This is a genomic window from Kocuria salina (genome assembly GCF_013368965.1).
Taxonomy (GTDB): Bacteria; Actinomycetota; Actinomycetes; order Actinomycetales; family Micrococcaceae; genus Kocuria; species Kocuria rosea.
Window position 1 is genome coordinate 63,613 of record NZ_SSSF01000007.1, and the last position, 12,731, is coordinate 76,343.

Consider the following 12,731-nt stretch of genomic DNA (forward strand, 5'->3'; position numbering starts at 1 on the left):
CTTCGGGTGCGCGGTTCCTGGTCGGCCAGACGGGAACCGCGCACCCGCTGTCATCCCGGCGCCCACCGCGCCGGCCACCCCGGCGCCCCGGCGGCGGCCGATAGACTGGCCCCATGTCCACCGACTACAGCCGCAACGCCCGCACGAGCCTGGACCGCGAGTACGCCTACATGGCCTACGGCATGATCGGCGGCGCCGTGCCAGGCATCGTGGCCGGCTTCGTCGTCGCCGCGTTCGTGGGGCACGCCGCGATGTGGCTCTCGGTGTTCGGGGGCATCGGGATCGTGCTCGGCCTGATCACCGGGATCCTGCTCCACCGGAGGCGGCACGCTGCGGCCGTGACCGAGGACCGCCGGGAGCGCGGCGCAGCGCCGGAATGACGTGCTCCCGCAGCAGCGGGGCTAGGTCCGCGGGCAGCGCGCCGGGGGAGTCCTCGTCGACGGGCTGCCAGCGCAGCTCCTCGATCTCCGCGAGCGGCACCGGCCGCCCCGTGAGAGGTGCCGTGAACACGGTGCACCGCACCCACGTGCCCGCCTCGTTCGCGGCCGGCGCCACGAACACCCCGAGCGGGCGCAGCTGGGCGGCGTCCAGCCGCAGCCCGACCTCCTCCGCGGTCTCCCGCACGGCGGCGGCCGCCGGGGACTCGCCCGGGTCGAGCTTGCCGCCCACCAGCATGAAGCGCTCCGTGCCCCGCTTGCGCACCGTCAGCAGCGCCCCGTCGTCGTCCCGCAGGCACACGGCGGTGATGGTCAGCACCTCGGCGTCCGCCGGGGGAGCGTCCGGGGACACCTCGGCGGCCGCGCGCAGCCGGCCGATCTCCTCGTCGAGGTTGCGGGCCGCCGCCGGACCCCACCGGTCCTGCGCCGCGGCGGTCCGGAACAGCGGATACCGGCCCCGGAGGTCCTCCAGCACCTCCAGACGGGCCCGGGCGAACTCCGGTCCGGGCACGTGCGCGTACTCCTTCCGCACGCCCGCCGCGTAGGCGGCGTACCCGTCCGGGTCCGCGCCGAGCACGGAGAGGTCGGCGTCCAGGAGCACCCGTCCGGCGGCGTCCCCCTCGGGGACCCGGTGCCCGAGGGTGAGCAGGACGAGCCGCTCGACCTCCGCCACGAGCGGCGCGGCGAAGCCGGCGGCGCCCAGCCGGGTGCGGGCCAGCTCCGCCGACTCCCGCTCGTCCGCCCCGGGGCGGCCCCGGTAGACGGCGTCGTGGAACCACGTGGCGAGGACCAGGGCGGCGGACCGGTCGGGATCGAGGTCGACGCCGGGCCGCAGCAGGTCGACGGCCTCGAGCACCGCCAGCAGGTGGGCGGGACCGTGGTAGTGCCGGTGCGGCTCGCTCCACCGGTCCACGAGCTCCTCGCCCAGCGCCGGGTGCCCCGGGAAGCGGGCGGTCCACCGCCGCAGCAGGACCCGGGCGATCCGGTCCGGGCGCGCCCGCGCCGGGACGCGCAGCCCGCTGCGCACGAGCAGGCGCGTGAGCTGCCGCCCGTCGACCGGCACCGCGCCCGCGGCCACCGCCCGCCGGTACAGGTTCTCCGGTACGTCGTAGTGGTCCCGGTCGAAGGCGCGCCGGGCCACGCCCAGCCGGTCCGCGAAGTCGTGCAGCTCCTCGTAGGAGGTGTCGGAGACCAGGTGCGAGAAGTGCGTCCCGTGGGCGGGCCAGAGCGGCGGATCGATGTAGACGGGCATGCGACCGATCCTAACGGGGCCGGTTAGCGGGGGTCCGGGGGACCCCCTAGACTGTTCGCGTCGCCCTCGTAGCTCAGGGGATAGAGCACGGCTCTCCTAAAGCCGGTGTCGTTGGTTCGAATCCAATCGGGGGCACGCACGGACGCCCCGGACCGCACGGTCCGGGGCGTCCTTTTGTCCGGAACGGAACCGGCGGGGCCGGGCGGCCTCCGCGCGACCGGGAGCCGGGCTCACCCCCGCTGTCCGGAACGCGGGTCCTGCCGCGGGGCGCCGGCGGTCCTCGACCGGCGCCGCAGGGCCTCCACGGCCACGGCCCCGGTCACGGCGAGCAGCAGCACGAGCAGCACCCAGCGGGCGATCACCAGCACGGACGCCGTGGTCACGGCGGCGCCGTCCCCGGGGTCCGCGAGAGCGGCGTCGATGGCCGCGTTGCCGGCCAGGGACACGGCCGCGAAGCCGAGCACCACCGCCGAGCGCAGCCACCGCCGGGCGCGGGACTGCGTGTTGACCGCCACGAACAGCAGCCACGCCAGCCCCACGAACAGCGGCGCCAGCAGCCCGGAGGAGCCGTGCACCGCCTCGTACTGGGCGAGTCCCTCCTCGCCCAGCGCCGCGGCGAGCCGCTGGGCGTGCGCCTGGTCGAAACCGCCCGGCATCCACTCGGGCAGGGTCAGCCCGCCGGCCGCGGCGGCGCCGAACCGGGGGAGGACCCCGGCGTGCACCCAGAGCCACAGGAGCGCCGAGACGGACATGGCCACGCTCACCACGAGGCCCGAGCTCGACCTCGTGGGCTCGGGGCGGAGCTCACCGGGAGCCGCCTCGTGCAGGCGGGTGCCCCGGGCCGGTCCCGGGGGTGCCGCGGTGCCGCCGTGCTTGCGTGCCTTCTGTGCGCGTGTCAGTCCCATGCCCCCATTATCCGGCGCGCGCCCGCCGCCCAACGCCGGGACCGCGGGGTAGGCTGAGGCCACCCGCACCGGCTCTGACGGGCCGCACGGGGGGCGGACCGGCCGACGACGACCGGGCGCTCGACGAGGACGACACGGAGGTGCCGGTCATGGAACTGTCCATCGGACTCCCGGACGGCCTGCTCATGCGGCTGACCGAGGGCAACGTGCTGACGCTGTTCGAGAAGGACCACGAGACGGTGCGCCGCACGGTGGACTGCTCCGTCCTCGGCGGCGCCCCCATCGCCGACATGGTGTGGTCGCACAAGCTCTCGGCCGTGATCGTGGCGGTGCCCTCCCTGCACCGGCTCTTCCGCTGGGACCCGTACACCGACGTGCTGTACGAGTTCGCCGGCACGGGCGAGTCCGGGCGGCGGGACGGGAAGGCGGCGCAGGCGAAGTTCGCCGCGACCGTCTCCATCACCGAGGACGGCAACGGCACGCTGTGGCTCATCGACCGGGACTCCTCGTCCCTGCGCTGCATCGAGATCGACACCGACAAGCCCGACGGCTCCCCGCAGGTCTGCACCGTGGTCGGCCGGGCGGGCGCGGGGTTCGCGGACGGGCCCGCGGACGTGGCCCAGCTGGACCACCCCGAGGACCTGCAGATCCTCTACGACGGCTCCATCGTGATCGCCGACACCGGCAACGACGCCATCCGGCACCTCGACCCGGCCAGCCGGGAGCTCGACACCGTCTACGGCGGAGGGACCGAGGGCTCCGTCGAGTTCGACGACGACATCGAGCTGAAGCGGCCCGTCCGGGTCACGGTCGCCGACTCGGAGCTGTGGGTCGAGGACGACAACGGCCGGCACCGGCTCGAACTGCACTTCGTCTGAGGGCCGTTCCCCGGCCGGCCCGGCTGTCACCGGGCCTCGGTAGACTGGGTCCACGATGGACTACCTCTTCGACAACCCGCTCCTGCCCTCCGCCTCCGTGGCCCGCCCCGGCACCGACGCCCGTCCGCGGCGGGGCACCGTCTCCGCCGAGGCCCTGGTGGAGGGGCTCAACGACCCGCAGCGGGCAGCCGTGGAGCACTCCGGCTCACCGCTGCTGATCGTCGCCGGCGCCGGCTCCGGAAAGACCCGGGTGCTGACCCACCGGATCGCGCACCTGCTGGCCACCGGGCGCGCCCACCAGGGCGAGATCCTGGCGATCACGTTCACGAACAAGGCCGCCGCCGAGATGCGCGAGCGCGTGGTGGAGCTGGTGGGGGACTCCGCGAGGTCGATGTCGATCTCCACCTTCCACTCCTTCTGCGTGCGCGTGCTGCGGCGGGAGGCCGCCAGCGTGGGCCTGAAGTCGACCTTCTCCATCTACGACTCCGCCGACTCCCTGCGGCTGCTCACCCTCGTGGCCAAGCAGCACGACCTCGATCCGAAGCGCTTCGCCCCCAAGAGCATCCAGCACCGGATCTCCGCGCTGAAGAACGAGCTCGTCGACGACGAGACGTACCTGTCCCGGGTCTCCGAGACCGACCCCTTCGAGAGCGCCGTGGCCCAGGTCTACCGCGGCTACACGGAGCGGCTGCGCGCGGCCAACGCCATGGACTTCGACGACCTCATCGCCCAGACCGTGCACATGCTCCGAGCGTTCCCGCAGGTCGCCGAGTACTACCGGCGGCGGTACCGGCACGTGCTCATCGACGAGTACCAGGACACCAACCACGCGCAGTACGCGCTGGTCCGGGAGCTCGTCGGGACGGGGGCGGACGCCGGGACCGGGCCGGGGGCGAGCCCCGTGCCGCCCGCCGAGCTGACCGTCGTGGGGGACTCGGACCAGTCGATCTACGCGTTCCGCGGGGCCGACATCCGCAACATCGTCGACTTCGAGCAGGACTACCCCCAGGCCCGCACCATCCTGCTGGAGCAGAACTACCGGTCCACCCAGAACATCCTCACCGCGGCCAACGCGGTGATCGCCAAGAACAAGGGCCGCCGGGACAAGCGGCTGTGGACGGCCTCCGGCAGCGGCGAGAAGATCACCGGCTACGCCGCCGAGAACGAGCACGAGGAGGCCCGCTTCATCGCCGAGGAGATCGACCGTCTCCAGGACGAGGACGGGTACCGCCCCGGCGACGTCGCCGTGTTCTACCGCACCAACGCGCAGTCCCGCTCTCTCGAGGAGATCCTCATGCGCGTGGGCCTGCCCTACAAGGTGGTGGGCGGCACCCGCTTCTACGAGCGCAAGGAGATCAAGGACGCCCTGTCCTACCTGCGCGCGATCGTGAACCCGGACGACGACATCAACGTCCGCCGGATCGTCAACGAGCCCAAGCGCGGCATCGGCGACCGCGCGGAGGGCGCCGCCGCGGCCCTCGCCGAGCGCGAGCGGGTCTCCTTCATGGCCGCGCTGCGCCGCGCCGACGAGGCGCCCGGCATGGCCACCCGCTCCCTGAACGCGGTCAAGGCCTTCGTCCAGCTCATGGACGACCTCGCCTCGGTCGCCGAGGGCTCGGGGGCCGCCACGGTCCTCGAGGCCGTCCTGGAGCAGTCCGGATACCTCGCCGCGCTGCGCCAGTCGCAGGACCCCCAGGACGAGTCCCGGGTCGAGAACCTCGCGGAGCTCGTGGCCGTGGTCCGCGAGTTCGAGCGGGACCACTCCGACGCCGGGCTGCCCGAGTTCCTCGAGCACGTCTCCCTCGTGGCCGACGCCGACCAGATCCCGAACCGGCCCGCCGCCGGCACCGAGGGCGGCCCGAGTGCCGAGCAGATCGCGGCGGAGGTCGCCGAGGCGCGCGCCCAGGGCGTGGTCACGCTCATGACCCTGCACACCGCCAAGGGCCTCGAGTTCCCCGTGGTCTTCCTGACCGGCATGGAGCACGGGCTGTTCCCGCACCAGCGCTCCCTCACGGACGAGAAGGAGATGGAGGAGGAGCGGCGGCTCGCCTACGTGGGGCTCACCCGGGCCCGCGAGCGCCTCTACCTCACCCGCTCCGAGTTCCGCTCCATGTGGGGGCAGTCCCAGTACAACCCGGCCAGCCCGTTCCTCGACGAGATCCCGGCGGAGCTCCTCGACTGGAAGCGCGAGGGGTCCTCGGCCCCGGCGTCCTGGGGTTCCTCCCTGCACGGCGGCTCCGGGCAGCGGGACCCGATGCGGGGCTCCTACTGGGGCGCCGCCGCGGCGTCGAACGCGGCCTTCGAGCGGATGGCACCGTCCCGGGCCACCACGGCCGGACGGGTCCAGCCCAACAAGGAGATCCCCAGCCTCACGGTCGGCGACACCGTGGACCACACGGCGTTCGGGAAGGGCACCGTGGTGTCCCTCGAGGGCGCCGGCGACAAGACCGTGGCGAAGGTGCGCTTCGGGGCCGACGAGAAGCGGCTGCTGCTGCGCTACGCGCCGCTGACGAAGGTCGGCTGAGCCGCCCCGGTTCCGCCCGCCCGCGGTGGTGGTACCGGTGGTCCCGCCTCCGGTCCCGTGCCGGAGCGGGGGCGGGACGTGCGAAGAGCCTCCGGCCGGAGCGTGGTCAGGGACCACGTCCGGCCGGAGGCTCTCCTCGGGTCAGGGCGTCCCCGCCGCTGACCTCTCGGGCTTGTTCCCTAGGAGGACTTCGCCTTCACCGTGTAGATCGCGCCGGTCGAGACGTCCTCCTCGAGCGCCTCGAGGGTGCGTCCCCGCGTCTCCGGGACCTGGGTGTAGACGAAGATCAGGGACAGCACGCCGAACCCGGCGAAGAGGAAGAACGTCCCGGTGATCCCGACCGCGTCGACCAGGGAGGGGAAGTAGAGCGCGAGGACGCCGTTGGCCACCCAGAGCATGAAGACGGACACGCCGATCCCGAAGCCGCGCATGTGCAGGGGGAACACCTCGGAGAGGTACACCCAGACCGCGACGTTGAGGAAGGTCTGCATGGAGCCGACGAAGGCCACCACGAGGGCCAGGATCACCCAGGGCCGCAGCGGGTTGTCCACCGTCATCGTCATCGCGGCGATCCCGATCAGCAGGTGGCACGTGGTGGTGAGGCTCAGACCGATCATGAAGGTCTTGCGCCGGTCGAGCCGGTCCATCATGTACAGCGCGATGAAGCCGCCGACCACGGCGATCACCCCGGGGGCGATGTTGGCGATGAGGGCCGCGCCGGCCTCGAAGCCCGATTCGATCAGCACGATCTGCCCGTAGTACATGATCGAGTTGATGCCGGTGAACTGCTGGACGATGCCGAGGCCGATGCCGACGAGCAGGATGCGGAGCAGGTGCTTGTTGGTCAGGATCGCGCCCAGCCCGATCCGGTTCTCGGCGCGCTCCTCCTCGGTGATGTGCTCGACCTCGCCGAGCTCGGCGATCGCACGGTCCTCGGAGCGCACCGTCTTGAGCACCTCGAGGGCCTCCGCGTGCCGGCCCTTCTCGACGAGCCAGCGCGGGGACTCCGGCATCCGGAGCATGCCGATGAACAGCGCCACGGCCGGCAGCGCGCAGATCGCGAACATGATCCGCCAGACGCCGGTGACGTCGCTGAAGACGTTGCCGATGATCGCGTTGATCACGAACGCGGAGAGCTGGCCGATCACGATGGCCACCTCGTTGCGTCCGGCGATCGAGCCGCGGATCTCGTACGGGGCCATCTCCGCGAGGAAGACGGGCACCACCGCCGAGGCGCCGCCCACCGCCAGGCCGAGCAGGACGCGCCCGAGCACGAGGATCTCGTAGTTGGGGGTGAGCACGACGACCAGGGTCCCGACGAAGAACAGGACGGCCAGCAGGAGGATGGTCTTCCGGCGTCCCCAGGCGTCCGAGAGTCGTCCGCCGGACAGTGCGCCGACGGCGGCGGCGAAGACGAGCGAGCTGGTGACCACGCCCTCGGTGAACGGGGTGAGGCCGAGCTCCTCCGACATCGGGCGGAGCGCGCCGTTGATCACGCCGGTGTCGTAGCCGAAGAGCAGGCCGCCGAAGCAGGCGACGACGGAGATGAGACCGAGGCGCTTGCGATGCGGCCCGGACGTGAGGGGAGGCAGCGTGGCTGCTGCTTCCCGGGGTGAGGAGGTGGCCATCGGGAGTTCCTTTGCTCGGACGCAACCGGTGCGCTCTGCACGGTGCTGACGGGTCGGACGGGTCACTCCGTGCGTGACGCACGTCTCAGTGGTCCTGATGTCATTATGTTAGGACATATGGCCGGGGTGGGGAACCCCGGCGGGCAGATTCTTGTGATCGCCGCAACATTTCTCCGCCACGGTCCTGCCCGGGTCGGAGCCGGAGGGGCGCACGGCGACAGGGGCCCCGGCCGACGCCGCTAGACGAACAGCAGCACCGCCACGGCCGCGGGGGCCGTCCAGCGCAGCGACCTGCCGGTGAGGTTGTGCACCACGCCCAGCAGCGTGCAGCAGACCACGGCCGTGGCGACGGAGGCCCAGCCGCCCAGGACCAGCCCGGGCAGGGCGAGCAGGAGCCCGAGGACGAGCCCGCCCACCGGGGCGACCCGTGCCCAGGGGGCCGGCCGGCGCAGCTCCGCGGCCCGCTGCACGCACGTCAGGACCAGTGCGAGGAGCAGGGCCCGCCCCACGTGGTAGGCGGCGAAGCCCACCATGCCGAGCCACGCGCCCGCGCCGTACTCCGCGTAGAGGTCCAGGTAGAGCTGGATCGGCTGCACGCGCCACTCGCCCACGAGGAAGACGGGCAGGATCACCCCGAGCAGGACGGCCAGCACGAAGACGACGAGGGCCGTGGTGGTCCGCCGGTGGTCGACCGCGGAGGAGGGGGCGGGGTCCGAGGGCGCAGGGACCGCGGGGTCCGCCGCCCGGTGGCGCAGCCACGCCACGAGGCCCCGCTGGATCGCGAGCCACGCCGCGCCGAGGGTCAGCCAGGTGACGACCTGCCAGCCCAGCGGGTAGACGTCGGGGATCCCGCCGGTGAAGGTGAGCACCGTGCCGTCGACCACGGCCTCCAGTCCGAGGGCCACGAACGCGAAGGTCGCGATCGAGACGAGGAAGCCGGCATCGGCAGGGGCGAACGCCCGGTTCTCGGGGGAGTCGACAGAGCTCATGGGGCCAGTCAATCAAGAATCGCCGGGCCGCACGCGCGCGCCCCCGGTTGTGGCCGCAGTTTCAGCATGCACTACAGTCTCGTACAGGGAGTGCACCGGTACGTCCCGCGCCCGGAACGGCTCCGCGGAACGGCCCGGACGCATCCTGCCGGCCCCGGCCGGGAGGATGCGCAGTGCTCCGTTCACCACCAGGTCGGAGGACGACCCGCACACTGCCCGGGTCGCCGCCGCCCACGACTTCGACGAAGAAGGGCATTCACCCGTGGACCTGTTCGAATACCAGGCACGCGACCTGTTCGAGAAGCACGGCGTCCCCGTGCTCCAGGGCATCGTCGCGACCACCCCCGAAGAAGCAAGGGCCGCCGCCGAGAAGATCGGCGGGGTCACCGTCGTGAAGGCGCAGGTCAAGGTCGGAGGCCGCGGCAAGGCCGGCGGCGTCAAGGTCGCCAAGACCGCCGACGAGGCCTACGAGTACGCCCAGCAGATCCTCGGCATGGACATCAAGGGCCACACCGTCCACCGCGTCATGATCGCCCAGGGCGCGGACATCGCGGAGGAGTACTACTTCTCGATCCTGCTGGACCGTGCCAACCGCTCCTACCTGGCCATGTGCTCCGTCGAGGGCGGCGTGGAGATCGAGCAGCTCGCCGTCGAGCGGCCCGAGGCCCTCGCCCGCGTCGAGGTCGTCCCGACCGAGGGCATCACCGAGGCCAAGGCCCAGGAGATCGTCCGCGAGGCGAAGTTCGACGACGAGACCGCCGCGAAGGTGGTCCCCGTGCTCGTGAAGCTGTGGGACGTCTTCAAGAAGGAGGACGCCACGCTCGTCGAGGTCAACCCGCTGGTGAAGACCGGCGACGGGCAGGTCATCGCTCTCGACGGCAAGGTCACCCTCGACGAGAACGCGGAGTTCCGCCAGCCGGAGCACGCCTCCCTCGCCGACAAGTCCAGCGCCGACCCCCTCGAGGAGAAGGCCAAGGAGCACGACCTCAACTACGTCAAGCTCGACGGCGAGGTCGGCATCATCGGCAACGGCGCGGGCCTGGTGATGTCCACCCTGGACGTCGTCGCCTACGCCGGCGAGAAGCACGGCAACGTCAAGCCGGCCAACTTCCTGGACATCGGCGGCGGGGCCTCGGCCGAGGTCATGGCCGCGGGCCTGGACGTGATCCTCAACGACCCGCAGGTGAAGTCCGTGTTCGTCAACGTCTTCGGCGGCATCACCGCGTGCGACGCCGTGGCCAACGGCATCGTGAAGGCCCTCGAGATCCTCGGGGACGAGGAGGACAAGCCGCTCGTGGTCCGCCTGGACGGCAACAACGTCGAGGAGGGCCGGCGCATCCTGGCCGGCGCCAACCACCCGCTCGTCACCCTCGCCGAGACCATGGACGAGGGCGCGGACAAGGCCGCCGAGCTCGCCCACGCCGCCAACTGATCCGCCGACCGGACGAACACTTCTAAGGAACGAACAGCAATGTCAATCTTTTTGAACAAGGACTCCAAGGTCATCGTTCAGGGCATCACCGGCGGCGAGGGCACCAAGCACACCGGCCGCATGCTCGCGGCGGGGACGCAGGTCATGGGCGGCGTCAACGCCCGCAAGGCCGGCACCACCGTGGCCCACCAGGACAAGGACGGCAACAGCGTCGAGCTGCCGGTCTTCGGCACCGTCGCCGAGGCCGTCGAGAAGACCGGCGCGGACGTGTCGATCGTCTTCGTGCCGCCGGCCTTCACGAAGGACGCCGTGATCGAGGCCATCGACGCCTCGGTCCCGCTGGTGGTCGTCATCACCGAGGGCATCCCGGTGCAGGACTCCGCCGAGTTCTGGGCCTACGCGAAGTCGAGGACCGGTGCGGACGGCAAGCAGACCACCCGCATCATCGGCCCGAACTGCCCCGGCATCATCACCCCGGGCGAGTCGCTCGTCGGCATCACCCCGGCGAACATCACCGGCAAGGGCAAGATCGGCCTGGTCTCCAAGTCGGGCACCCTGACCTACCAGATGATGTACGAGCTGCGCGACATCGGCTTCACCACCGCCATCGGCATCGGCGGCGACCCGGTCATCGGCACCACCCACATCGACGCCCTCGAGGCGTTCGAGGCGGACCCCGAGACCGAGGCCATCGTGATGATCGGCGAGATCGGCGGCGACGCCGAGGAGCGCGCCGCGGACTTCATCAAGGCGAACGTCTCCAAGCCGGTCGTCGGCTACGTCGCCGGCTTCACCGCTCCCGAGGGCAAGACCATGGGCCACGCCGGCGCCATCGTCTCCGGCTCCTCGGGCACGGCGCAGGCCAAGAAGGAGGCCCTCGAGGCCGCGGGCGTGAAGGTCGGCAAGACCCCGTCCGAGACCGCCCAGCTGATGCGGGAGATCTTCGAGACGAAGTGATCCGGCGGGCTCCGGCCCGTCGACCCAGCACCCGGGGAAGGCCCCGTCCGCGAACACCGTGGACGGGGCCTTTCCCGTGCGCCGAGCCGGCCGAGGAGTCAGAGCCGGCCTTCGAGGAACTGCGCGACGCCCTCGCCGAAGGACCAGTCCTCGCGGGTGTTCTCGGTGACGGAGACGATGAGGTCCTGCGGGTCCAGCCCGGTGCGGGCGCGGAGGCGGTCGGCCAGGGCCCGGTACATGGCCTGCTTCTGGGCCTCGCTGCGGCCCTGCTGGACCACCTGGACGATGACGAGGTCGTCGGTGCGGGTGAAGCCGAGGCCGGTGTCCTCGGCGATGATCTGGCCGGGCCGGTGCTCGGTGATGATCTGGTAGCGGTCGCGGGGCGGGGCCGCGAAGGTGTCGAGCATGACGTCCTGGACGGTGTCGGCGAGCTCGCGGAGCTGTTCGGGGGTTCGACGGTCTTCGGTGACGTCGATGCGCACGAGGGGCACGGGTGGGTCCTTCCGGTGGATGGCACGTGGTGGATGACTGTTCCACCGTGCTCGAAAGTATGTCAAGACATTACGACAAAGAAAAGACCTGATGGGCGTCCCTTGCCCCCTCCGGTGGCCCCGAATCGGGTCTCGGGGATCGCTGGGCGCGCAGTTAGACGGTATGTCTTTACAAACTGACCTGATGTCGTATTCTGGTTGTGATCCGGACCACTGATCGGCCGGGCGCACGGGATCCGCACCGTGACGCCGGTCCAGCACCAGAAAGCAGGTCACCATGGCGCAGCAGAGCGCGACCTCCACGACCGCCGGCGCGGCGGCACAGCAGCAGAACCCCGTTCTCATCGGCACCGCCCCGGACTCCTGGGGCGTGTGGTTCGCCGACGACCCGAAGCAGACCCCCTGGGAGCGCTTCCTCGACGAGGTCGCCGAGGCGGGCTACTCCTGGATCGAGCTGGGTCCCTACGGCTACCTGCCCACGGACCCCGCCCGGCTCGCCGACGAGCTCGCCCAGCGCAGCCTGAAGGTCTCGGCGGGCACCGTCTTCACGGCGTTCCATCGCGGCGCCGGTCAGTGGCAGGAGGCGTGGGAGCCCGCGCGGAAGGTCGCCGAGCTGACTGCAGCCATGGGCGGCGAGCACATCGTGGTGATCCCGGCCATGTGGCGGGACGACGTGACGGGCCAGGCGCTCGAGAACGAGCACCTGAGCACCGAGCAGTGGAACGCGCTGTGCGAGGGCCACGACCGGCTGGGGAAGGTGCTGCGCGAGGACTTCGGTCTGCAGCAGCAGTTCCACTCCCACGCCGACTCCCACGTGTGCGGCCAGCCCGACATCGAGACCTTCCTGCAGCGCACCGACCCCGAGCTGGTCACCCTCTGCCTGGACACCGGCCACGCCGAGTACGGGGGAGCGTCCTCCGTGGACCTCATCCGCCGCTACCCCGAGCGGATCGGCTACCTGCACCTGAAGCAGATCGACCCCGTGGTCCTCGAACGCGTGCGCCGGGAGAACCTGACCTGGGCCGCGGCCAACCTCGCCGGTGTCATGGTCGAGCCGCCCGCCGGCCTGCCGGACCTCGCGGAGGTCATCGCGGAGGTGGAGAAGCTGGAGCGGCCGGTCTTCGGCATCGTCGAGCAGGACATGTACCCCGTCTCCTCCTTCGACGTCCCGCTGCCCATCGCCACCCGCACGCGCTCCTACCTGCTGGGCTGCGGCTCCCGCACCCGCGTCCGCTGAC

11 protein-coding genes and 1 tRNA gene are annotated in these 12,731 nt (G+C 71.6%); 7 read left to right on the top strand and 5 right to left on the bottom strand.

Going from position 1 to position 12,731, the window contains the following annotated elements; translation table 11 throughout:
- The first annotated feature begins 113 nt into the window (after positions 1–113).
- On the top strand, positions 114–380 hold the full coding sequence (locus E7Z53_RS13925; protein WP_017832735.1) for a hypothetical protein: 267 nt from the start codon (positions 114–116) through the stop codon (positions 378–380).
- Here the strand turns inward: E7Z53_RS13925 and E7Z53_RS20830 are convergent.
- The gene (locus E7Z53_RS20830; RefSeq protein WP_369597991.1) at positions 298–1,689 is read right to left on the bottom strand and encodes a DUF4031 domain-containing protein; all 1,392 of its coding nucleotides are present in this window, start codon (positions 1,687–1,689) and stop codon (positions 298–300) included. The genes E7Z53_RS13925 and E7Z53_RS20830 overlap by 83 nt on opposite strands.
- Before the next feature lie 62 nt (positions 1,690–1,751).
- Between E7Z53_RS20830 and E7Z53_RS13940 the strand changes: the two genes are divergently transcribed.
- Positions 1,752–1,824: transfer RNA gene (locus tag E7Z53_RS13940), tRNA-Arg, on the top strand.
- A gap of 95 nt (positions 1,825–1,919) precedes the next feature.
- On the opposite strand, the gene E7Z53_RS13945 is transcribed toward E7Z53_RS13940, so the two are convergent.
- Positions 1,920–2,594: a hypothetical protein gene (locus E7Z53_RS13945; protein ID WP_176337999.1), complete on the bottom strand. Its 675-nt coding sequence runs from the start codon at positions 2,592–2,594 to the stop codon at positions 1,920–1,922.
- A 149-nt stretch (positions 2,595–2,743) separates the two neighbouring features.
- Between E7Z53_RS13945 and E7Z53_RS13950 the strand changes: the two genes are divergently transcribed.
- Both E7Z53_RS13950 and pcrA read left to right on the top strand, forming a co-directional pair.
- The gene (locus E7Z53_RS13950; RefSeq protein WP_109222567.1) at positions 2,744–3,472 is read left to right on the top strand and encodes an integrase; all 729 of its coding nucleotides are present in this window, start codon (positions 2,744–2,746) and stop codon (positions 3,470–3,472) included.
- A 55-nt stretch (positions 3,473–3,527) separates the two neighbouring features.
- Positions 3,528–5,996: a DNA helicase PcrA gene (pcrA, locus tag E7Z53_RS13955; RefSeq protein WP_176338000.1), complete on the top strand. Its 2,469-nt coding sequence runs from the start codon at positions 3,528–3,530 to the stop codon at positions 5,994–5,996.
- A gap of 179 nt (positions 5,997–6,175) precedes the next feature.
- Here the strand turns inward: pcrA and E7Z53_RS13960 are convergent, their stop codons facing one another.
- Both E7Z53_RS13960 and E7Z53_RS13965 read right to left on the bottom strand, forming a co-directional pair.
- Complete coding sequence (locus tag E7Z53_RS13960; RefSeq protein ID WP_017832730.1) at positions 6,176–7,624, bottom strand: sugar porter family MFS transporter; 1,449 nt, start codon at positions 7,622–7,624, stop codon at positions 6,176–6,178.
- 239 nt (positions 7,625–7,863) lie between these two features.
- Positions 7,864–8,613, bottom strand: a complete 750-nt coding sequence (locus E7Z53_RS13965; protein ID WP_035926927.1) for a hypothetical protein — start codon at positions 8,611–8,613, stop codon at positions 7,864–7,866.
- Positions 8,614–8,875: 262 nt separating this feature from the next.
- Between E7Z53_RS13965 and sucC the strand changes: the two genes are divergently transcribed.
- Positions 8,876–10,045, top strand: a complete 1,170-nt coding sequence (gene sucC, locus E7Z53_RS13970) for an ADP-forming succinate--CoA ligase subunit beta (protein ID WP_017832728.1) — start codon at positions 8,876–8,878, stop codon at positions 10,043–10,045.
- Between the two features lie 39 nt (positions 10,046–10,084).
- Positions 10,085–11,002, top strand: coding sequence for a succinate--CoA ligase subunit alpha (sucD, locus tag E7Z53_RS13975; protein ID WP_031282624.1), 918 nt, complete (start codon positions 10,085–10,087; stop codon positions 11,000–11,002).
- Between the two features lie 98 nt (positions 11,003–11,100).
- On the opposite strand, the gene E7Z53_RS20835 is transcribed toward sucD, so the two are convergent.
- Complete coding sequence (locus tag E7Z53_RS20835) at positions 11,101–11,493, bottom strand: tautomerase family protein (RefSeq protein ID WP_109222522.1); 393 nt, start codon at positions 11,491–11,493, stop codon at positions 11,101–11,103.
- A 277-nt stretch (positions 11,494–11,770) separates the two neighbouring features.
- Between E7Z53_RS20835 and E7Z53_RS13985 the strand changes: the two genes are divergently transcribed.
- Positions 11,771–12,730, top strand: a complete 960-nt coding sequence (locus tag E7Z53_RS13985) for a sugar phosphate isomerase/epimerase family protein (protein ID WP_052132931.1) — start codon at positions 11,771–11,773, stop codon at positions 12,728–12,730.
- Position 12,731: the final 1 nt, after the last annotated feature.

Bases quoted from the DNA above. Each gene is read 5' to 3' on its own strand.
- E7Z53_RS13945 (WP_176337999.1), bottom strand. From the start codon at position 2,594: ATGGGACTGACACGCGCACAGAAGGCACGCAAGCACGGCGGCACCGCG.
- pcrA (WP_176338000.1), top strand. From the start codon at position 3,528: ATGGACTACCTCTTCGACAACCCGCTCCTGCCCTCCGCCTCCGTGGCC.
- E7Z53_RS13960 (WP_017832730.1), bottom strand. From the start codon at position 7,624: ATGGCCACCTCCTCACCCCGGGAAGCAGCAGCCACGCTGCCTCCCCTC.
- E7Z53_RS13925 (WP_017832735.1), top strand. From the start codon at position 114: ATGTCCACCGACTACAGCCGCAACGCCCGCACGAGCCTGGACCGCGAG.
- E7Z53_RS20830 (WP_369597991.1), bottom strand. From the start codon at position 1,689: ATGCCCGTCTACATCGATCCGCCGCTCTGGCCCGCCCACGGGACGCAC.
- E7Z53_RS13950 (WP_109222567.1), top strand. From the start codon at position 2,744: ATGGAACTGTCCATCGGACTCCCGGACGGCCTGCTCATGCGGCTGACC.
- E7Z53_RS13965 (WP_035926927.1), bottom strand. From the start codon at position 8,613: ATGAGCTCTGTCGACTCCCCCGAGAACCGGGCGTTCGCCCCTGCCGAT.
- sucD (WP_031282624.1), top strand. From the start codon at position 10,085: ATGTCAATCTTTTTGAACAAGGACTCCAAGGTCATCGTTCAGGGCATC.
- E7Z53_RS13985 (WP_052132931.1), top strand. From the start codon at position 11,771: ATGGCGCAGCAGAGCGCGACCTCCACGACCGCCGGCGCGGCGGCACAG.